This window comes from Streptomyces sp. NPDC051315 (genome assembly GCF_044455165.1).
In the GTDB taxonomy this organism is placed as follows: Bacteria; Actinomycetota; Actinomycetes; order Streptomycetales; family Streptomycetaceae; genus Streptomyces.
The window spans coordinates 354,311-374,894 of sequence record NZ_JBITEN010000007.1 but is presented as its reverse complement, the minus strand read 5'-3'; the positions used below and the strand labels follow the sequence as shown (position 1 = coordinate 374,894).

The 20,584-nt window shown below is 70.9% G+C and carries 15 protein-coding genes and 1 rRNA gene; 9 read left to right on the top strand and 7 right to left on the bottom strand.

Annotation, left to right across the window (positions count from 1 at the left end; all coding sequences use genetic code 11):
- Nucleotides 1-104 (top strand): 5S ribosomal RNA (rrf, locus tag ACIBBD_RS16715); the annotation flags it as partial.
- Between the two features lie 101 nt (nt 105-205).
- Here the strand turns inward: rrf and ACIBBD_RS16710 are convergent.
- Genes ACIBBD_RS16710 through ACIBBD_RS16690 form a run of 5 tightly spaced genes read right to left on the bottom strand, consistent with a single transcriptional unit; the run spans nt 206 to nt 5,876 of the window.
- Nucleotides 206-1,516, bottom strand: a complete 1,311-nt coding sequence (locus tag ACIBBD_RS16710; RefSeq protein ID WP_399420116.1) for a DUF58 domain-containing protein — start codon at nt 1,514-1,516, stop codon at nt 206-208.
- Complete coding sequence (locus ACIBBD_RS16705; RefSeq protein WP_399420115.1) at nt 1,516-2,508, bottom strand: AAA family ATPase; 993 nt, start codon at nt 2,506-2,508, stop codon at nt 1,516-1,518. Before ACIBBD_RS16705 ends, ACIBBD_RS16710 begins: the two co-directional genes overlap by 1 nt.
- Entirely contained in the window at nt 2,505-3,701 is a 1,197-nt protein-coding gene (locus tag ACIBBD_RS16700; protein WP_399420113.1) for a DUF4350 domain-containing protein, read from the bottom strand. The genes ACIBBD_RS16705 and ACIBBD_RS16700 overlap by 4 nt, the downstream gene beginning before the upstream one ends.
- Entirely contained in the window at nt 3,698-4,528 is an 831-nt protein-coding gene (locus ACIBBD_RS16695) for a DUF4129 domain-containing protein (RefSeq protein ID WP_399420112.1), read from the bottom strand. Before ACIBBD_RS16695 ends, ACIBBD_RS16700 begins: the two co-directional genes overlap by 4 nt.
- A 4-nt stretch (nt 4,529-4,532) precedes the next feature.
- The gene (locus tag ACIBBD_RS16690) at nt 4,533-5,876 is read right to left on the bottom strand and encodes a glycerophosphoryl diester phosphodiesterase membrane domain-containing protein (RefSeq protein ID WP_399420111.1); all 1,344 of its coding nucleotides are present in this window, start codon (nt 5,874-5,876) and stop codon (nt 4,533-4,535) included.
- A gap of 140 nt (nt 5,877-6,016) precedes the next feature.
- On the opposite strand from ACIBBD_RS16690, the gene mtnA reads away from it, so the two are divergent.
- From mtnA to ACIBBD_RS16655, 7 genes are all read left to right on the top strand, one after another.
- Nucleotides 6,017-7,159 (top strand): S-methyl-5-thioribose-1-phosphate isomerase, encoded by a 1,143-nt coding sequence (gene mtnA / locus ACIBBD_RS16685; protein ID WP_399420110.1) that lies wholly within the window; start codon nt 6,017-6,019, stop codon nt 7,157-7,159.
- Nucleotides 7,160-7,587: 428 nt separating this feature from the next.
- Nucleotides 7,588-8,277: a two-component system response regulator MtrA gene (mtrA, locus tag ACIBBD_RS16680; RefSeq protein ID WP_218516846.1), complete on the top strand. Its 690-nt coding sequence runs from the start codon at nt 7,588-7,590 to the stop codon at nt 8,275-8,277.
- Between the two features lies 1 nt (nt 8,278).
- Nucleotides 8,279-10,357, top strand: a complete 2,079-nt coding sequence (mtrB, locus tag ACIBBD_RS16675; protein WP_399420109.1) for an MtrAB system histidine kinase MtrB — start codon at nt 8,279-8,281, stop codon at nt 10,355-10,357.
- Nucleotides 10,347-12,179, top strand: coding sequence for an LpqB family beta-propeller domain-containing protein (locus tag ACIBBD_RS16670; RefSeq protein ID WP_399420108.1), 1,833 nt, complete (start codon nt 10,347-10,349; stop codon nt 12,177-12,179). The genes mtrB and ACIBBD_RS16670 overlap by 11 nt, the downstream gene beginning before the upstream one ends.
- Before the next feature lie 284 nt (nt 12,180-12,463).
- The gene (locus ACIBBD_RS16665; protein WP_399420107.1) at nt 12,464-13,597 is read left to right on the top strand and encodes a ComF family protein; all 1,134 of its coding nucleotides are present in this window, start codon (nt 12,464-12,466) and stop codon (nt 13,595-13,597) included.
- A 303-nt stretch (nt 13,598-13,900) separates the two neighbouring features.
- Nucleotides 13,901-14,593 (top strand): ribosome hibernation-promoting factor, HPF/YfiA family, encoded by a 693-nt coding sequence (hpf, locus tag ACIBBD_RS16660; RefSeq protein WP_399420106.1) that lies wholly within the window; start codon nt 13,901-13,903, stop codon nt 14,591-14,593.
- 204 nt (nt 14,594-14,797) lie between these two features.
- Nucleotides 14,798-15,544: a response regulator gene (locus ACIBBD_RS16655; RefSeq protein WP_399420105.1), complete on the top strand. Its 747-nt coding sequence runs from the start codon at nt 14,798-14,800 to the stop codon at nt 15,542-15,544.
- A gap of 11 nt (nt 15,545-15,555) precedes the next feature.
- On the opposite strand, the gene ACIBBD_RS16650 is transcribed toward ACIBBD_RS16655, so the two are convergent.
- Nucleotides 15,556-16,728, bottom strand: a complete 1,173-nt coding sequence (locus ACIBBD_RS16650) for a winged helix-turn-helix domain-containing protein (protein ID WP_399420104.1) — start codon at nt 16,726-16,728, stop codon at nt 15,556-15,558.
- 90 nt (nt 16,729-16,818) lie between these two features.
- A complete protein-coding gene (locus tag ACIBBD_RS16645) occupies nt 16,819-17,403 on the bottom strand; it encodes a GNAT family N-acetyltransferase (RefSeq protein WP_399420103.1) in 585 nt (194 codons plus the stop codon).
- A 280-nt stretch (nt 17,404-17,683) separates the two neighbouring features.
- Between ACIBBD_RS16645 and secA the strand changes: the two genes are divergently transcribed.
- Nucleotides 17,684-20,497, top strand: coding sequence for a preprotein translocase subunit SecA (secA, locus tag ACIBBD_RS16640; RefSeq protein WP_399420102.1), 2,814 nt, complete (start codon nt 17,684-17,686; stop codon nt 20,495-20,497).
- Nucleotides 20,498-20,584 lie beyond the last annotated feature (87 nt).

Here is a 20,584-nt window from a genome sequence, read left to right as displayed (position 1 = left end):
GCGTGAGGGAAACGCCCGGTTACATTCCGAACCCGGAAGCTAAGCCTTACAGCGCCGATGGTACTGCAGGGGGGACCCTGTGGGAGAGTAGGACGTCGCCGAACAAATTTTAAGGAACCCCCGCACCGTATGGTGCGGGGGTTTTCTGCGTTCGGGATCTTGTATGCGCTTTTGTCGGGCTCTCCTGCGAGAGCCCGTTTTTTCGTTATAGGCGTCCGGCTGCTTTCAGGGCCAGATATGCGTCCGCCAGGGCCGGCGCCAGGGCGTCCGGTGTTGCGTCGACGACCGTGACACCGTGGCGGCGGAGTTGTTCGGTGGTGCGGTGGCGTTCCGTCTGGGCCTGAGCTGCGGCTGCGGCCTCGTAGACGGCATCGGGGGTGCCGCGGGATGTGGCCATGCGGGCGATGTGCGGGTCGGCCACTGAGGCGACCAGCACAGTGTGGCGCTGCGTGAGTTGTGGCAGGACCGGGAGCAGGCCTTCCTCCACGGGGGCGGCGTCGAGTGCCGTCAGGAGGACGATCAGGGAGCGGCGAGGGGCCGTACGCAGGGCCGTGGCGGTGAGGCCGCGGGCGTCCGTTTCGATCAGTTCCGGTTCCAGGGTGGCCATCGCGGTGACGAGGGACGGCAGGACGTCCCGGGCCGTTCTGCCCTGGACCAGGGCGCGAACGCGGCGGTCGTAGGCGAGGAGGTCGACTCGGTCGCCGGCGCGGGAGGCGAGCGCGGCCAGGAGCAGGGCCGCGTCCATGGAGGCGTCGAGACGGGGCGCGTTTCCCACGCGGCCTGCGGAGGTGCGGCCGGTGTCGAGGACGAGCAGGATGTGGCGGTCGCGTTCGGGGCGCCAGGTGCGGACGGCGACTGCTGTCTGGCGGGCGGTGGCGCGCCAGTCGATGGAGCGGGTGTCGTCGCCGGGGACGTATTCGCGCAGGCTGTCGAATTCCGTTCCCTCGCCTCGGGTCAGGGCGCTGGTGCGGCCGTCGAGTTCGCGGAGGCGGGCCAGTTTCGAGGGGAGGTGCTTGCGGCTGGTGAACGGGGGGAGGACGCGTACGGTCCAGGGGACCTTGTGGGTGCCTTGGCGGGAGAAGAGGCCGAGGGGGCCGTATGAACGGATGGTGATGCGGTCGGCGTGGCGGTCACCGCGACGGGTGGGGCTCAGGCGGGTGGTGATGCGGCGGCGTTCACCGGCGGGGATGGTGAGCTGGTGGCGTGAGGCGGTGATGTCCGTGCCGGGCTGCCAGCTGCTGGGAGGCCAGGCGTCCCGGAGGCGGGCGCGCAGGGGGCGGCGGGACGGGTTGGTGATCGTGAGGGTGACGTCCGCGGTGTCGCCGAGGCGTACGGAGGTGTCGCCGGAGCGGGTCAGGCGCAGGCGGCGTACGGGGGCGGCCAGGACGAAGTCGCAGGCGCAGGCGGCGGCCAGCGGGGCGTTGACGGCGAGGATGCCCGTCCAGCCGGGTTCCCAGATGCCGACGGGGAGGGAGCCGAGGGCCGCGAGGAGGGCGGCGCGTCCGGTGAGGGCCATCAGCGGGGGACGGGGACGTGGGCGAGGATCGCCGTGATGACGGAGTCGGCTGTGGCGCCTTCCATTTCGGCCTCCGGGCGGAGTTGGACGCGGTGGCGCAGGGTCGGCAGGGTGAGGGCTTTGACGTCGTCGGGGATGACGTAGTCGCGGCCGGTCAGCCATGCCCAGGCGCGTGAGGTGGCCAGGAGGGCGGTCGCGCCGCGGGGGGAGACGCCGAGGGTGAGGGACGGTGATTCGCGGGTGGCGCGGCAGATGTCGACGACGTAGGCGGTGATCTCGGGAGAGATCGTCGTCTTGGCGACTCCCGCGCGGGCGGCTTCGAGGTCGGCGGGGCCTGCTACCGGGCGGACGCCGGCGGCGTGCAGGTCGCGGGGGTTGAAGCCTTCGGCGTGGCGGGTGAGGACGTCGATCTCGTCCTGGCGGGAGGGGAGGGGGATGGTGAGTTTGAGGAGGAAGCGGTCGAGCTGGGCCTCGGGGAGGGGGTAGGTGCCCTCGTACTCGACCGGGTTCTGGGTGGCGGCGACCAGGAACGGGTCGGGGAGGGGGCGGGGGGTGCCGTCGACGGTGACCTGGCGTTCCTCCATGGCTTCGAGGAGGGACGACTGGGTCTTGGGCGGGGTGCGGTTGATCTCGTCGGCGAGGAGGAGGTTGGTGAAGACCGGGCCGGGCTGGAAGGAGAACTCGGCGGTGCGGGCGTCGTAGACCAGGGAGCCGGTGATGTCGCTGGGCATGAGGTCGGGGGTGAACTGGACGCGTTTGGTGTCGAGTTCGAGTGCGGAGGCGAGGGCGCGGACGAGCAGCGTCTTGGCGACGCCGGGGACCCCTTCCAAGAGGACGTGTCCGCGGCAGAGGAGGGCGACGACGAGGCCGGTCACGGCGGGGTCCTGGCCGACCACGGCCTTGGCGATCTCGGCGCGCAGGGCTTCGAGGGAGGCCCGGGCGTTGCCCGGGTCCCCGGTGTTCCCGGCGTTGTCAGTGGTCGGGGCCATCATGGACGGCGTACCTCTCTTTCGAGGGCGTCGAGTCGGTCGGCGAGGGCGGTCAGGGCTGTGTCGTCGCCGGGTGGTGGGCCGAAGAGGAGGGTGTGCAGGGACTGTCCGTCGGCGTTGAGGTGGGCGGACAGGGCGGGGATGAGGGCTTCGGGTGTGTGGGCCCGGGTGACGGGGATGCCTACGAGAGGGGCGAGGCGGGTGCGGGTGGTGGAGCGAAGAGCGGTGGCCGCGCGGTCGCGGGCGTTGGCCTTGCGGTAGAGGCGGGCGCGGCCTTCGACGGTTTCGGAGGCGCGGATCGCCACGGGGAGTTTCTCCGGTACGAGAGGGCCGAGTCGGCGTGCCCGCCAGAGGGCGGCGAGGGCCGCGGCGATGAGGAGTTGCAGGGTGCCCCAGAGCCAGCCGGAGGGGAGCAGCTCGAAGAAGCCCTTCTCGTCGTCGGGGTCGGTGGCGGAGGGGTCGGAGAGTGAGGGGAGGTACCAGACGAGATGGGGGCGGGAGCCGAGGAGTTGGAGGGCGAGCGAGGCGTTGCCCTGCTGGTCGAGGCGATCGTTGGAGAGGATGTCGGGGGCGCCGAGGATGACGGTGTCGCCGTCGCCGGAGGCGTCGGGGATGCGCAGCAGGGTGGCGAGGCGGTTGCTGGGGTAGCACTCGTCCGCGTCGGAGTGGAGGTTGGTGTAGCGGATGCCGCCGGTCTCGGCGGTGCCGGCGCTGCGGGCGGCGGGCAGGTCGCAGTCGGGGGAGAGCAGGGAGCTGCGGCTGGCGGCGGGGTCCGCGGTGACGCCGGGGGCGAGGGTCTCCACGGACCAGCTGCCGGGGGCGACGAGGACCGTACGGCCGCCGGAGGTCGCGGTCGCCGCGTGCAGTCGGGTTTGCTGGCGTTCCGTCAGGAGGTCGGGGGTGGCGATCAGGAGCGTGGTGTCCGGGGCTGCGGCGGCGCGGGCGTCGGCCAGGGTGGTGACGACCCGGGTGGTGACACCGCGGTCGGAGAGGAGTTCGGTCACGGCGCGGCTGCCGTAGGGGTCGGCGGAGCGGGGGTCGAGGGCGCCGTGCCGGGCGTCGGAGCGGAGCGCGGCGAGGGCGACGGCTCCGGCCAGGAGGAGCAGGAAGGCGAGGGCGATCCCTCGCGTGCGGGTCCACAGGTGGCGGGCGGTGGGCGAGGCCGAGGTGGACGGGAGCGGGACCTCGGTCGTCATCCGTTGTCCCCCTGGCGGGTGGGGTGCTCCGCGGTGGGGGCGCTGCTGTGGGCGATTCGGGGCTTGGTGGCGTCCAGGTCGCGGTCGAGGCCGGCGATGCGGTGGTACGCCTGCTCGGTCGCCGTGCGGCCGCCGTATGTGACGTCGTCGAAGTCGCGGGCGGCGGCGCGCAGCCGGTCGGTGTGGGCCGGAAGGGTGCGGCCGGCCTCCGCGGCGGCCTCGTCGGCGGTGCGGCCGGGACGGGTGTCGAGAAGGGCGCGTTCCTCCAGGGAGCGGACGATGGCCCGCATGCGTTCCTGGAGTGCCTGGTTCCAGTGGCCCTGGGCGGCGTGCGCTTCGGCGGCCGCGCGGTGGTCGGCGGCGGTGCGGGGGCGGTCGTCGAAGAGGGCGGCGGAGGAGGGGGGAAGGCGGCGGGGGGTGCCGAGGCGCCACCACAGGGCGGCCAGGGCGGCGATGACGGCCAGGACGATGACGACCAGGCCGAGTGTGCCGCCCGGGGCGGCGGTGGAGGCGGCGCCGAACAGGTCGCCGATCCAGTCCCACACGCTGTTCAGCGCGCGCTCGAACAGGCTGGGGTCGTTCTCGTGGTACAGCTGCTTGGACAGTTCGCGGCGGGCCGCTTCCCGCGCGGGGTCGCGCGGGATGGTCACCGGCGGCTCGTCGCCGCGCGCCCAGGACAGCGCGGAGCCGTCGCCGGTCCGCAGCAGGGCGTGTGCGGCCCGGCCGGCGGCGTGTGGCGGGGCGTCCACGCCGGGCAGTGCTGAGGTGGCACTGCCGCCGCCCGACAGCGCCGGCAGTGCCGTGAGAACTCCCCCCGCCGGGCTCACCGCATCAGCTCCCCGCAGTGGTGCCGGGGGAGGGGGTTCCGTAGCCCTGGACGCCGGCTGCGCGGGCCAGGTCGAGGTCGAGGGCCTCGCGGCGGATGCGCTGGTCGATGTAGAGGAGGACGGAGACACCTGCGGTGATCGGGAAGGTGATCAAGGAGCCGATCACCGAGCCGACGCCGCTGACGATGAGGTAGGTCCACCCGAGGTCGCCGCTGCCGTTCGCCAAGGAGCCGAGACCGCCTTCGCTGAGGGCGGCACCGAGGAGCGCGAAGGGGACGACGACGATCATCGCGACGATGTTCGCGATGATCAGGGACAGCAGCTGGATGCCGAAGATCCGCCACCAGGAGCCGCGCACCAGCTTCGCGGAGCGGCTCAGCGACTTCTTGATGCCCTGCTTCTCCAGCATCAGCGCCGGGGAGGCGAGCGAGAAGCGGACCAGCAGCCACACCACGACGACGACGGACCCGAGGCTGCCCAGGACCGCCAACGCGTCGCCCGCGCTGCTGTCCATCAGGGCGCCCGGCAGGACGCCCAGGGCGGCGACACCGGCCGCCATCAGCAGCATGAGGAAGATCAGGCCGAACAGCCGGGGCACCTGGGGGCGGGCGTCGCGCCAGGCCTCACCCGTGGTGACCGACTTGCCGAGGACCGCGCGGCTGGTGACGGTCGTCAGGAGAGCGGTCGCCGCGATCGTGCCGATGAGGGCGATCAGGAAGACGACACCGGAGTTCAGCAGGGTGTCGCGCATGGCGCGGGTCTGCTCGTCGAGGGTGGCGCTCGGGTCGGTGAGAGCGGTCGTGCTCGCGGTGTCGTTCAGGACCAGGCCCTGGAGCAGGACGACGACGACCTGGACGACGACGGCGACCGTCAGCGAGATGCCCAGGACCGTGCGCCAGTGGGTGCGCATGGTGGAGACGGCGCCGTCGAGGATCTCGCCCACGCCGAGCGGGCGGAGCGGGATCACGCCGGGCTTGGCCGCGGGCGGGGGGCCGCCCCAGCCGGCTCCCCAGCCGGCGGGAGCGCCGTAACCGCCGTAGCCCCCGTGGCCGCCGGGGCCGTATCCGCCGCCGGGGCCGCCGGGCGGGCGGGGGCCCCAGCCCGGGCCGGGCGGGGGAGGCGGGGGAGGCTGCGCGGGGTTCTGCGGTCCTGCGGGCGCGGACCACTGGGCCGGTGGGGGCTGCTCCTTCGACCACTTCGTGCCGGCGCCCTCCGGATTCTGGGCCGGCTGGTCCGCGGGCTGCGGACCGCCGGGCCGGTCGGCGGGCTCGGCAGGGTGGGACGCCCCGGGCTCCTGTCCGTCGGACGGGGCGGATCCGGGCGAGGCCCAGCCCGGAGTGTCGTTCATCGTCGCTCCTTCACGGTGCCCGTCCGCGGTCGCGGCGGCAGGTTGGAGGCCATCGTGCCATGGGGTGGTCATCGAGGGACCGGCCGCGGTCGGGGCCGGACACCTTCAATTGTCCGCCGGATAACGGGCAGACTGACCGCATGGCTGATCAGTACGCGCAATCCGGCGAGGACAAGCGGCCCACCGACATACCGGCGATCCGCTGGGAGGAACCACCCGAAGGTCCCGTACTGGTGCTACTGGACCAGACGAGGCTGCCGGCCGAGGAGGTCGAACTGGTCTGTACCGACGCGTCCGCGCTGGTGGAGGCGATCCGTTCGCTCGCCGTGCGCGGGGCGCCGCTGCTCGGCATCGCCGGCGCGTACGGCGTCGCGCTCGCCGCCGCGCGCGGCTTCGACGTGGACGCGGCCGCGGTCGCGCTCGAGGGCGCCCGGCCCACCGCGGTGAACCTGTCCGTCGGTGTCCGCCGGGCGAGCTCCGCCTACCGTGCGGAGCTCGCCAAGGGCGGTGATCCCGAGCAGGGTGCCCGGGCCGCCCTGGCCGCCGCGCGACAGCTGCACCGGGAGGACGCCGAGGCGAGCGCGCGGATGGCGGAGCACGGGCTGACCCTCCTCGACGAACTGCTGCCCGGCGGTGGGCACCGGATCCTCACCCACTGCAACACCGGCTCGCTGGTGTCCGGCGGGGAGGGCACGGCGTTCGCGGTGGCGCTGGCGGCACACCGGACCGGGCGGCTGCGTCGGCTGTGGGTGGACGAGACGCGTCCCCTGCTGCAGGGCGCCCGCCTGACCGCGTACGAGGCGGCCCGCAACGGCATGGGGTACACCCTGCTCACCGACAACGCGGCGGGGTCGCTGTTCGCGGCCGGGGAAGTGGACGCGGTGCTGATCGGGGCGGACCGCATAGCGGCCGACGGATCGGTGGCGAACAAGGTGGGGAGCTATCCGCTCGCGGTGCTCGCCCGGTACCACCATGTGCCGTTCATCGTGGTCGCGCCGGTGACGACGGTGGACGCGGACACCCCCGACGGGGCGTCGATCGAGGTCGAGCAGCGGCCCGGGTTCGAGGTGACGGAGGTGACCGCGCCCCAGGCGCAGGTGTCGGGACCGGGAGGCGGGATTCCGGTCGCGCCGCTGGGGACGCAGGCGTACAACCCGGCCTTCGACGTGACGCCGCCCGAGCTGGTGACGGCGATCGTCACGGAGGAAGGGGTCGTGTCGCCGGTGACGGCCGAGGGGCTTGCCGAGCTGTGCGCGCGGTCGCGTCAGGTGACGACCGGCTGATCGGGGGCGGGAGCCGGGGTCCGGGCTCGGGGCGGGGCCCGGGCTGGGCGGGGGTCTGCGGAGGCCGCGTTCCGGCCTCGGGGCGGGTCTGGGCCCGTCCAAGGCTTCTGCATTGGTTGCGGTCGGTTCCGATCGGGCTTCGGACCGGTCCGCCCAGGACTTGAATCGGTCCGTCCGGGGCTTGGATCGGTCCGGTCGGTGGCGGCCTTCAGATCGCTTCTGTTCGGTTCCGTCCGGGGCCTCGGATCGGCTCGTCCTGCGGGGGCGGGGTCTCGTTCACGGCGGTGTCCTGAACGAACACCCCGCCCTCCGGGTCGTGGCGACATCGGCAACGGGGGACGGGGGCAGACAGTGACGACTCCCTACGACTATCGTCACGGGCCAGTGACCCTGCTCACCAGCGCCACTGTCACTGTTATGAGAATGGGATGATGTCGTTTATGAAGGGACGAGTCCTTGTCGTCGACGACGACACCGCACTGGCCGAGATGCTCGGCATTGTGCTGCGTGGTGAAGGTTTTGAGCCGTCTTTCGTAGCCGACGGCGACAAGGCGCTGGCCGCTTTCCGTGAGACCAAACCCGACCTGGTGCTGCTGGACCTGATGCTTCCCGGACGGGACGGCATCGAGGTCTGCCGCCTGATCAGGGGAGAGTCCGGGGTGCCGATCGTGATGCTCACGGCCAAGAGCGACACCGTCGACGTCGTCGTCGGGCTGGAGTCGGGCGCCGACGACTACATCGTCAAGCCGTTCAAGCCGAAGGAGCTGGTCGCCCGGATCCGGGCGCGGCTGCGGAGGTCGGAGGAGCCCGCGCCGGAGCAGCTCGCCATCGGTGACCTCGTCATCGACGTGGCCGGCCACTCCGTGAAGCGGGACGGGCAGTCGATCGCGCTGACGCCGCTCGAGTTCGACCTGCTGGTCGCGCTCGCACGCAAGCCGTGGCAGGTGTTCACGCGCGAGGTGCTGCTGGAGCAGGTGTGGGGCTACCGGCACGCGGCCGACACCCGTCTGGTCAACGTGCATGTACAGCGGCTGCGTTCCAAGGTCGAGAAGGACCCGGAGCGGCCGGAGATCGTGGTGACCGTCCGTGGCGTCGGATACAAGGCAGGACCGAGCTGACATGTCCGGAGACAGTGCCGCTTCGGCCCCCGGCCGGTCCGGGGCCCGGCCGGAGCGGCCTGTCGGCCGGAAGACGACGGGCTCGCGCAAGACGGCGGGCTCGCGCCTCAGGCATCTCTTCGCCGGCGGACTGCTGCAGGGCGGCATACACAACAGCCCCGTCCTGAGGCTGCTGCTGCGCTGGGTGCGGCGGCCGCTGCTGCCCGTCATGCGGCTGTGGCGACGCAACATCCAGCTCAAAGTCGTCGCCACCACCTTGCTGATGTCGCTCGGCGTCGTGCTGCTGCTCGGCTTCGTCGTCATCGGGCAGGTCCGCAACGGGCTGCTGGACGCCAAGGTCAAGGCCTCCCAGAGCCAGGCCACCGGCGGCTTCGCCGTCGCCAAACAGAAAGCCGACGAAGCGGCCACCGCGGCCGCCGGCGACGGAACCGCCGGGGACGGCCAGGCCTCGCAGAACGTCATCCAATGGATGAGCGAACTGGTCTCGTCCCTCTCCAGCGGCGGCCAGGGCGCCTTCGACGTCGTGACCCTGCCCACCGGCGACGACAGCGGCGGCGGACGCGGACCGCGCGCCTCCGGCGACGTCCGGCCCAACCAGAGCGTCCCGGAAGACCTGCGCGTCCGCATCAACACCAGCACCGGCGCAGCCCAGAGCTACACCCGCATCATCTACGGCAACAACAAGGAGTCCCAGCCGGCCCTCGTCATCGGCAAGCGGGTCAACGACCCCACCGGCGAGCCCTACGAGCTGTACTACCTCTTCCCGCTCACCCAGGAGGAGAAGTCCCTCAGCCTCGTCAAGGGCACCCTCGCGACCGCCGGGCTCTTCGTCGTCGTACTCCTCGGAGCCATCGCCTGGCTCGTGGTGCGGCAGGTCGTCACGCCCGTGCGGATGGCCGCCGGGATCGCCGAGCGGCTGTCCGCCGGACGCCTCCAGGAACGGATGAAGGTCACCGGCGAGGACGACATCGCACGGCTCGGCGAAGCCTTCAACAAGATGGCGCAGAACCTCCAGCTGAAGATCAACCAGCTGGAGGACCTGTCACGGATGCAGCGACGGTTCGTTTCCGACGTGTCGCACGAACTGCGGACACCGCTGACGACCGTACGCATGGCCGCCGACGTCATCCATGAGGCACGCGAGGACTTCGACCCGGTGACCGCGCGGTCCGCGGAACTCCTCGCCGACCAGCTCGACCGCTTCGAATCGCTGCTCGCCGATCTGCTGGAGATCAGCCGCTTCGACGCCGGCGCCGCCGCCCTCGAAGCCGAACCGATCGACCTGCGCGAGGTCGTACGCCGCGTCGTCAGCGGGGCCGCGCCGCTCGCCGAACGCAAGGGCACGGCCATACGGGTCCTCGGCGACCAGCAGCCCGTCGTCGCCGAGGCCGACGCACGCCGCGTCGAACGCGTCCTGCGCAACCTCGTCGTCAACGCCGTGGAGCACGGCGAGGGCAAGGACGTCGTCGTCAAACTCGCCTCGGCGGGCGGCGCCGTCGCCGTCGCCGTACGCGACTACGGCGTCGGACTCAAGCCCGGCGAGGCCACACGCGTCTTCAGCCGCTTCTGGCGGGCCGACCCGGCACGCGCGCGTACCACCGGCGGCACCGGACTGGGCCTGTCCATCGCCCTCGAGGACGCCCGACTGCACGGCGGCTGGCTGCAGGCCTGGGGCGAACCCGGCGGCGGCTCACAGTTCCGCCTGACGCTGCCCAGGACCGCCGACGAGCCGCTCCGGGGCTCCCCCATACCCCTGGAGCCCAAGGACTCACGCCGCAACCGCGGACTCGACGACGCCGGCCTGCCCCGCCACTCGGGCGAGAAGAGCGCCACCGTGCCCGTACAGGCGGTCGGCGAGCAACTGGCTCCGCTCACGCCCCGCACGACCACGATCGCCCCCACCGCCGACCCCACGGCGCTGCCCGGCAACGGCGCACGCGTCGTACCCCGCCCCACCTCCGGAGCACGCCGGCAGGACGACCCGCCCGCCACGAGCACGGCGCGCGACGAGGCAGCGGACGGGGCGGACGCGGGAGCAAAGGGCTCGGACGAGCAAGGGGAGGCATTTCGTGGGCGCTGACCGCCAGGGGAGACACCGGCGCACGCCGGGACGCGCGGCGGTGTACGCCGCCTGTGGCGTCGTACTGCTCGCAGGGTGCGCCTCGATGCCCGACAGCGGTGACCTGCGAGGTGTGGAGTCCACCCCCCGCCAGGACACACAGGTACGGGTGTTCGCCATGCCACCCCGCGACGACGCACCGCCCCTGGAGATCGTCCAGGGCTTCCTCGAAGCACTCACCAGCGACGACCCGCGCTACTCCACCGCCCGCCAGTACCTGACCACCCGGGCCGCCCAGCGATGGGAACCGGAGCGCGCCACGACGGTCCTCGCCGACGGGCCCGGAGCCGAGGCCGACCGGTCCGAGGGCCGCGGCGACGCCGACGACGACACCTTCACCCTCACCGGTACCAAGGTCGCCACCATCGACGCACAGCAGTCGTACGCGCCCGCCTCCGGCCCCTACAGCCAGACCGTGCACCTCACCCGCGACAAGAAGACCGCGCAGTGGCGCATCGACGCACTGCCCCAGGGCGTCGTCATGGGCAAGTCGGACTTCCAGCGCAACTACATGTCCGTCAACAAGTACTACTTCGCCTCCGACATCACCTCGGTCGGCTCAGGACAGCCCGTGGCCGTCGCCGACCCCGTCTACGTGCGCGAACGCGTCGACCCCACGACCCAGATGGTGCGCTCCCTGCTCAACGGGCCCACCAGCTGGCTGCGGCCCGTCGTCAGGTCCAGCTTCCCCACCGGCACCGCGCTGCCCAAGGGCGTCACGTCGCTCACGCCCGACGACCAGAACAAACTCACCGTGCCGCTCAACGACAAGGCGGCCCGCATCGGGCACGGCAAGTGCGACGAGATGGCCGCACAGCTGCTGTTCACCTTGCAGAGCCTCACCCCCACCGTCGACGAGGTCGAGCTGCGCGCGGGCGGCAGACAACTGTGCGTCCTCAGCGACGACCGCGTCACGGCCGTGGCCGAACGCGGCGCGGAGACGAGCCCCGACCACCTGTACTTCATCGACGGCCGCCACCGGCTCGTCCGCCGGACGAGCAACGGCGGCAGCAGCGCGAAGGCCGAGCCCGTCCCCGGAGCGCTGGGCGACGGCAGCAAGGCCCTGCGCTCCGTGGCCGTGGCCCGCGACGAACGCAGCGCCGCAGGTGTCTCCCTCGACGGCAAGGCCCTCTACGTCACCTCCACGGTCGCCGGCAGCGCCCTCGGCACACCCGTCCTGCAGAGCAGCGGCAAGACCGAGACCGACCGGCTGACCACTCCCAGCTGGGACGCCCAGGGCGACCTGTGGATCGCCGACCGCGACCCCGCCGCCCCTCGCCTCCTCCTGCTGGAGAAGGGCGGCGGTCAGCCCCTCGAAGTGCTCACCCCCGCGCTCGACGGGCGGATCAACGCCGTACGTGTCGCCGCCGACGGAGTACGGATCGCGCTCGTTGTGGACAAGGGCGGCAAACAGTCCCTGCTCATCGGGCGGATCGAACGGGACAGGAGCGCGGAACAGCCCGTCGTCTCCGTCCAGGAACTGCGCTCCGCGACACCCGAGCTGGAACAGGTCACCACCATGTCCTGGGCCGGGGACAGCCGGCTCGTCGTCGTCGGACGCGAGGCCGGCGGCATCGATCAGGTGCAGTACGTGCAGTGCGACGGCTCCATCCCCGAGACGGGAACACCGCCCGGCCTCACCGAGGTGACCAGCATCGCCGCCTCCGAGGACGGCGAGGCGCCGCTCTTCGCCACCTCCAAGGACGGGCTGCTGTGGCTGCCCGGGGGGAGCGGGTGGCGGACCTTGAAGGAGACCGCTTCGGTCGCGTTCTATCCCGGGTGATCGGTCGGTCTTCTCGGCTGACCGATGTGGGTGACTGCTGCTCGGGTTCCTTTGCGTGGGGTGATTGTGTGGGGCCCGCTGACTGTGGGGGTCCGCTGGTGTGGGTCGGTCGGCCGGACTGTGGGGGCCGGCTGACGTGTGGGCCGGCTGGACTGTGGGGCCGAGCGCGTGGGATGAGTCGAGCGACCGCCTCGGACGGCCTGATGACCGTCCGCCCGCGAGTTGTCCACAGGCCGTTTTCCACAGGGGTGGCCGACTGCTGCCCGTAGCGGCACAGTAGGGGCGTGGAAGGCGTTCGGCGATGGTGGCAGGAGCTCACCGGCCTCGTCCTGCCGGCCGAGTGCGGCGGCTGCGGACGAGCCCGTACGGTGCTCTGCCCCCAGTGCCGCGCCGCACTCGGCGGAAGCGCGCCGCGCCGGGTGCGGCCGGTGCCCGCGCCGCCCGGGCTGCCCGCCGTGCACGCGGCGGCCCGCTACGCGGACGAGGTGCGGGCGATGCTGCTGGCCCACAAGGAACGCGGGGCGCTGACACTGGCGCGACCGCTGGGAGTGGCGTTGGCGGGGGCGGTGTGGGTGGGGTTGGGGGAGGTGGGGGAGGGGGAGGGGCCCCCATCCCCCGGACACGAACGCGGCGTCGGCCCCGGATACGAACGTGGCTTTGGGCCCGGATACGAACACGGACGCCAACCCGGACCCGCCCCCGGACCCGCCCCCGGACACCGACGCGGATTCCGACCCGGACACCACGTACTCCTCGTCCCCGTCCCCTCCGCCCCTCGAGCCGTCCGGGCCCGTGGTCACGATCCCGCCCGTCGTATCGCCCTCGCGGCTGCCGGTGAGCTGCGCAGGCTGGGGGTGTCGGTGCGGGTGGCGGCGGTGCTGCGGCAGCGGCGGGTGGTGGCGGACCAGTCGGGGCTCAGCTCGCGGCAGCGGCTGGAGAACCTGGTGGGCGCGCTGACGGTCGTGCCCGGTGGTGCGCGGGTGCTGTGCGGAGGGCCGGTGGTCGTCGTCGACGACCTCGTCACGACGGGTGCCTCGCTCGCGGAGGCGGCCCGTGCGGTGCGGGCGGCGGTGGCGCAGGAGCGGTCGGCCGGCAGGGCGGAGGTCGTCAGGGCCGGCGGAGCGGCGGACGGCGTCGCCGAGGCGGTGGCATCCGGCAGGGCCGCCGGCACGGTGCTGTCCGGGAGGGGTGGTGGGGCGGTCGCGTGGACGGAACGTGGTGAAGGTGCGATGGCCGTGTACGGAGGCGTCACTCGGGAAGGCAGAGAGGTACGGCCGTCCGGAGCACGGGAAGGAGGTGCGGGCCTGGTGCCGGCGGGGCCGGTGGGCGCCGGCGGTGCGGGTGAGGTGGTCTGCGCGGCAGTGGTGGCAGCGCCGCCGGACTCCTTCGAAATAGACCGGAACTGCCGAAGAACGTGACTCGTTGCAGCTAATGAGAGGGTCAATTCACCTGAACGGAGGTACGCCGCAGTAGAGGGTGACGACATCCGTCCGGGCGAGATATGTTCGGTTGTGAGGGAAAGCCGCAGGCCACACCTCTCAATTCCGAATGCCGTGCCGCGGTTTTCGGCATTTCACCCGCGGCACCTGGGGTGAGAGCTCGCCCATGGGGGAGGAGGAGGTGGAAGTCACCGAGTCCGAGGTTCCGGGGTTCACCGGAGCCTGGTGCAAAAGGGAGATGCTCCGCCGTTGATGCGGAGCGATCCGGGAACGGAGTTCTGCGTGGACATCGTCGTCAAGGGCCGCAAGACCGAGGTGCCCGAGCGGTTCCGCAAGCACGTGGCCGAGAAGCTGAAGCTGGAGAAGATCCAGAAGCTCGATGGCAAGGTGATCAGCCTCGACGTCGAGGTGTCCAAGGAGCCCAACCCCCGACAGGCAGACCGGAGCGACCGAGTGGAGATCACGCTCCGCTCCCGCGGTCCGGTGATCCGGGCGGAGGCAGCGGCCAGCGACCCGTACGCGGCACTCGACATGGCCGCGGAGAAGCTGGACGCCCAGCTGCGCAAGCAGCACGACAAGCGCTACACGCGGCGCGGCGCGCGCCGGATCTCGGCAGCGGAGGTCTCCGACCACGTCCCGGGCGTCGCGACCCTCAGCGGCAACGGCCTTCCCGTCCCGGCCGAGGAACCCGACAGCGTGCCCACCAAGAAGATCGGCTCGCTGGAAGTGCAGGGCGACGGCCCCCTCGTGGTGCGCGAGAAGACCCACGTCGCCGCCCCGATGACCCTGGACCAGGCCCTCTACGAGATGGAACTGGTCGGGCACGACTTCTACCTCTTCGTCGACTCCGAGACGAAGGAACCCAGCGTTGTTTACCGGCGGCACGCCTACGACTACGGCGTGATCCACCTCAGGACGGACACGATGGTCACGCAGGCGCACGCGCCCGAGGCAGGCGGCGCGCTGGGCGGATGACCCGGTCCTGTGACAGCTGATCAGGTGCCCCTGGAGCGCCCTTGCGCCCCCAGGGGCACCCGTGTGCGACCCCTTCGCGCACCGCTCTGTCACCGTGTTGTCGTCCAGGCATGAAATCATGGCGGCAACGGCTCAACCGGTGGGTCGTTGCCTTGCGTTGGCGATGGCACAGGACCACGGCCACAGCCTTCAGGGGGAGGAACGATGGCGGACAGCTTCGGACCGATGCATGACGGGGATGCCGTCGACGGCGTCGTCGGCACGGGCCCGGATGCGGGCACTCCCCGCAAGGAACCGATCAGAGTCCTTGTGGTGGACGATCACGCCCTGTTCCGTCGGGGACTGGAGATCGTGCTCGCGGCCGAGGAGGACATCCAGGTCGTGGGCGAGGCGGGTGACGGCGCCGAGGCCGTGGACAAGGCGGCCGATCTGCTGCCGGACATCGTGCTGATGGACGTACGGATGCCGAAGCGCGGGGGTATCGAGGCGTGCACCTCCATCAAGGAGGTGGCTCCCAGCGCGAAGATCATCATGTTGACGATCAGCGATGAGGAGGCCGATCTCTATGACGCGATCAAGGCGGGTGCGACGGGATATCTCCTGAAGGAGATTTCCACCGACGAGGTCGCGACGGCGATTCGCGCCGTGGCCGACGGGCAGTCGCAGATCAGTCCTTCGATGGCGTCGAAACTGCTCACCGAGTTCAAGTCGATGATCCAGCGGACGGACGAGCGCCGGCTCGTGCCGGCGCCGCGGTTGACGGATCGGGAGCTCGAGGTGCTCAAACTCGTCGCCACGGGAATGAACAACCGGGACATCGCCAAGGAGTTGTTCATCTCCGAGAACACCGTGAAGAACCACGTGCGCAACATCCTGGAGAAGCTGCAGCTGCACTCCAGGATGGAGGCGGTGGTGTACGCGATGCGGGAGAAGATCCTCGAGATCAGGTAGCCCGGCGGTGGTCAGGTGAGGGCGCGGGTGACCTCCTTGGTGAGGGGGGCGCGCAGGTCGGGGGCGTCGACGCGTTCCACCCGTACGTCCGTGCAGTCGACCCAGGTGGCCGCCTCGGCGAGGGCCTGCGCGACGGCCGGGACCGCTTTCGGGCCGTCCAGGGTGACCTGCTTGGCGACGAGGGTGCGGCCTTCGCGGGCCGGGTCGACGCGGCCGACGAGTCGGCCGCCGGCCAGCACCGGCATGGCGAAGTAGCCGTGGACGCGCTTCTGTTTGGGGACGTACGCCTCCAGGCGGTGGGTGAAGCCGAAGATGCGTTCGGTGCGGGCCCGCTCCCAGATGAGGGAGTCGAAGGGGGACAGCAGTGTGGTGCGGTGCCGGCCGCGCGGGGGTGTCCCCAGGGCTGCCGGGTCGGCCCAGGCCGGTTTGCCCCAGCCCTCGACGGTGACGGGGACCAGGCCGGAGTCGGCGATCACCGCGTCGACCTGTTCGCCCTTGAGGCGGTGGTAGTCGGCGAGGTCCGCGCGGGTGCCGACGCCGAGGGACTGGCCGGCCAGGCGGACCAGGCGGCGCAGGCATTCGGTGTCGTCGAGTTCGTCGTGCAGGAGGTCGGCCGGGACGGCGCGTTCGGCGAGGTCGTACACGCGTTTCCAGCCGCGGCGTTCGACGCAGACGACCTCGCCGTACATGAGGGCGCGTTCCACGGCGACCTTGGTGCCGGACCAGTCCCACCATTCGCTGGTCCTCTTCGCGCCGCCCAACTCCGTGGCGGTGAGGGGGCCCTCGGTGCGGAGCTGCTTGATGACCTGGTCGTAGGTGCCCTCGGGGAGGTGGTGGTTCCAGTGGGGGCGGTTGCGGTAGGCGCGGCGGCGGAAGGCGAAGTGGGGCCATTCCTCGATGGGGAGGATGCAGGCGGCGTGGGACCAGTACTCGAAGGCGTGGGTGCCCTTCCAGTAGGCGTTCTCGACCGCGGTGCGGCCTACGGCTCCCAGGCGGGCGTAGGGGATGAGTTCGTGGGAGCGGGCGAGGACGGAGATGGTGTCGAGTTGGACGGCGCCGAGGTGGCGCAGGACGCCGCGGACGCCGGCTCTGCGGTCGGGCGTGCCGAGGAAGCCTTGCGCCCGTAGCGCGATGCGGCGGGCTTCGTCTGCGGAGAGCTCTGCGGTCGGGCGCGGGGTCGTCATGGTGCGCACGATAGGGGGCGGGTCTGACAGGCGGCACTGAGCTGCGGGTTCGTGGAAGGGGGCGGAGGTGCGCGGGGGTGTCGCTCGCGCTCAGGTCTCGGACGGGGTGCCCGGTGCCGGCAGGTACGGTGCCGCGGAGGGCAGGCCCAGGTCGGACGGGAGCAGGGAGCCGACCCAGCAGTCGCGGCGTACTCCTTTGTTGTTGATGGCGGAGCGCAGGGTGCCCTCCAGGGTGAATCCGGCGTGTCGCGCGACCTCGAGGGAGGCGGTGTTGCCGACTTCGGCGCGCCATTCGACGCGGTCGACGGCGAGGTCGGTGAAGGCCCAGCGGGAGGCGGTGAGGGTGGCCTCCGTGGTGTAGCCGTGGCCGCGGTGTTCCTTGGCGGTCCAGAAGCCGATCTCGGCGGTGCCGAGGGAGCGCATGGTGAGGCTGTTGACGCCGACGAGGGTTCCGCCGGGGAGGAAGATCCCGAAGGTGAACATGGAGCTGGTGGCCCAGCCTTCGGGGGCGAGTTGTTCGGTGAAGCTGCGGGCGTGTTCGGGGAGGTAGGGCGAGGGAATGGTGGTCCAGCGCTGGATGTCGGGGTCCTGGGCGGCGGCGTGGAGGGCGTCGGTGTCCTGGGGGCCGAGCGGGCGCAGGACGAGGCGGTCGGTGGTGAGGGTGACGGGCTGCATCGGCTGATTCTGCGCGGGGGTGTGCCGTGGACGCCAGATTTCGCGGTGTGTGAGCGGGTGATCACCATGCGCGCGATTCGTTCGCCGGGCGCGGCACCATCCGCGGGGCCCGGCCGTTGTTCTGTTCGGAGAAGGAAATGCAAGCCGTGCGCGACCGTGTGCGGTCCTCGCCGCGCCAGGCCTCCCGGCACGGCGGGGTCCTCGCATACGATGGCCGTTGCTCAGTAAGTCAAATGGAAACCGACCGTCCCAGGCCCGACCGGCAAGGAGACCAACCCCCGTGTCCGTCCTCTCGAAGATCATGCGTGCAGGCGAAGGCAAAATCCTGCGCAAGCTGCACCGCATCGCGGACCAGGTCAACTCCATCGAAGAGGATTTCGTCGACCTCTCCGACGCCGAGCTGCGGGCCCTCACCGATGAGTACAAGCAGCGGTACGCCGATGGTGAGAGCCTCGACGACCTGATGCCGGAGGCGTTCGCCACGGTGCGTGAGGCGGCCAAGCGTGTCCTCGGCCAGCGTCACTACGACGTTCAGCTGATGGGTGGCGCCGCCCTGCACATGGGTTACGTCGCCGAGATGAAGACCGGTGAGGGCAAGACCCTGGTGGGTACGCTGCCCGCTTATCTGAACGCCCTCTCCGGGGACGGCGTCCACCTGATCACGGTCAACGACTACCTGGCCGAGCGCGACTCCGAGATGATGGGCCGCGTCCACAGGTTCCTGGGTCTGAGTATCGGCTGCATCCTGGGGAACATGACGCCGGCGCAGCGTCGTGAGCAGTACAGCTGCGACATCACGTACGGCACGAACAACGAGTTCGGTTTCGACTACCTCCGCGACAACATGGCGTGGTCGAAGGAGGAGCTGGTCCAGCGCGGGCACAACTTCGCCATCGTCGACGAGGTCGACTCGATCCTCATCGACGAGGCGCGGACGCCGCTGATCATCTCCGGCCCCGCCGACCAGGCCACCAAGTGGTACGGCGACTTCGCCAAGCTGGTGACGCGCCTCAAGCGCGGCGAGCCCGGTAACCCGCTGAAGGGGCTCGAGGAGACCGGCGACTACGACGTCGACGAGAAGAAGCGCACGGTCGCCATCCACGAGGCCGGTGTCTCCAAGGTCGAGGACTGGCTGGGCATCGACAACCTGTACGAGTCGGTGAACACGCCGCTGGTGGGCTACCTGAACAACGCCATCAAGGCGAAGGAGCTCTTCAAGAAGGACAAGGACTACGTCGTCATCGACGGCGAGGTCATGATCGTCGACGAGCACACCGGTCGTATCCTCGCCGGCCGTCGTTACAACGAGGGCATGCACCAGGCGATCGAGGCGAAGGAAGGGGTGGACATCAAGGACGAGAACCAGACGCTCGCGACGATCACCCTGCAGAACTTCTTCCGCCTGTACAACAAGCTGTCCGGCATGACCGGTACGGCGATGACCGAGGCCGCCGAGTTCCACCAGATCTACAAGCTCGGCGTGGTCCCGATCCCGACGAACCGGCCGATGGTGCGCAAGGACCAGTCGGACCTGATCTACCGCACCGAGGTCGCGAAGTTCGAGGCGGTCGTCGACGACATCGCGGAGAAGCACGAGAAGGGTCAGCCGATCCTCGTCGGCACGACGTCGGTCGAGAAGTCCGAGTACCTGTCGCAGCAGCTCAGCAAGCGCGGTATCCAGCACGAGGTGCTGAACGCCAAGCACCACGAGCGTGAGGCGCAGATCGTCGCCCAGGCCGGCCGCAAGGGCGCCGTGACCGTCGCCACCAACATGGCCGGTCGCGGTACGGACATCAAGCTCGGCGGCAACCCGGAGGACCTCGCCGAGGCGGAGCTGCGTCAGCGTGGCCTCGACCCGGAGGAGCACATCGAGGAGTGGGCCGCGGCCCTGCCGGCCGCCCTGGAGAAGGCCGAGCAGGCAGTCAAGGCGGAGAAGGACGAGGTCGAGGCGCTCGGCGGGCTGTACGTGCTGGGCACCGAGCGGCACGAGTCGCGTCGTATCGACAACCAGCTGCGGGGTCGTTCCGGCCGTCAGGGTGACCCGGGCGAGTCCCGTTTCTACCTGTCGCTGGGTGACGACCTGATGCGGCTGTTCAAGGCGCAGATGGTCGAGCGCGTGATGTCCATGGCGAACGTGCCGGACGACGTGCCGATCGAGAACAAGATGGTGACGCGTGCGATCGCGTCGGCCCAGTCGCAGGTCGAGCAGCAGAACTTCGAGACGCGCAAGAACGTCCTGAAGTACGACGAGGTCCTCAACCGGCAGCGTGAGGTCATCTACGGTGAGCGGCGCCGCGTCCTGGAGGGTGAGGACCTGCACGAGCAGATCCAGCACTTCATGGACGACACGATCGACGCCTATGTCGCCGCGGAGACCGCCGAGGGCTTCGCGGAGGACTGGGACCTGGACCGTCTGTGGGGCGCGTTCAAGCAGCTGTACCCGGTGAAGGTCACCGTCGACGAGCTGGAGGAGGCGGCGGGTGACCGGGCCGGTCTGACCGCTGAATTCATCTCCGAGTCCATCAAGGACGACATCCACGAGCAGTACGAGGCGCGTGAGGCGCAGCTCGGCTCCGAGATCATGCGTGAGCTGGAGCGGCGGGTCGTGCTGTCGGTGCTGGACCGCAAGTGGCGTGAGCACCTCTACGAGATGGACTACCTCCAGGAGGGCATCGGCCTGCGCGCGATGGCGCAGAAGGACCCGCTGGTCGAGTACCAGCGTGAGGGCTTCGACATGTTCACCGCGATGATGGACGGCATCAAGGAGGAGTCCGTCGGCTACCTGTTCAACCTGGAGGTCCAGGTGGAGCAGCAGGTCGAGGAGGTTCCGGTCGAGGACGCCGCGCCGGTCGACATGGAGAAGCAGGACGTGGTGCCGGCGCAGTCCAACGGGCGTCCGGAGATCCGTGCCAAGGGGCTGGACGTTCCGCAGCGGCGGAACCTGCACTTCTCGGCGCCGACGGTGGACGGCGAGGGCGGCACCATCGAGGGTGACTTCGACAGTGACGGTGAGCCGGTTCGCTCGGAGGCCGACGGTCTCACGCGCGCGGAGCGTCGCAAGCAGGCGAAGGCCGGGCGGCGCCGTAAGAAGTGACGCCCTGTAGGGGTTGAGGAGGGCCGGGCCACCCGTGAGGGTGGTCCGGCCCTTCTGTCTGCCTGCCCTTCTGTCTGCCCTCTGTCC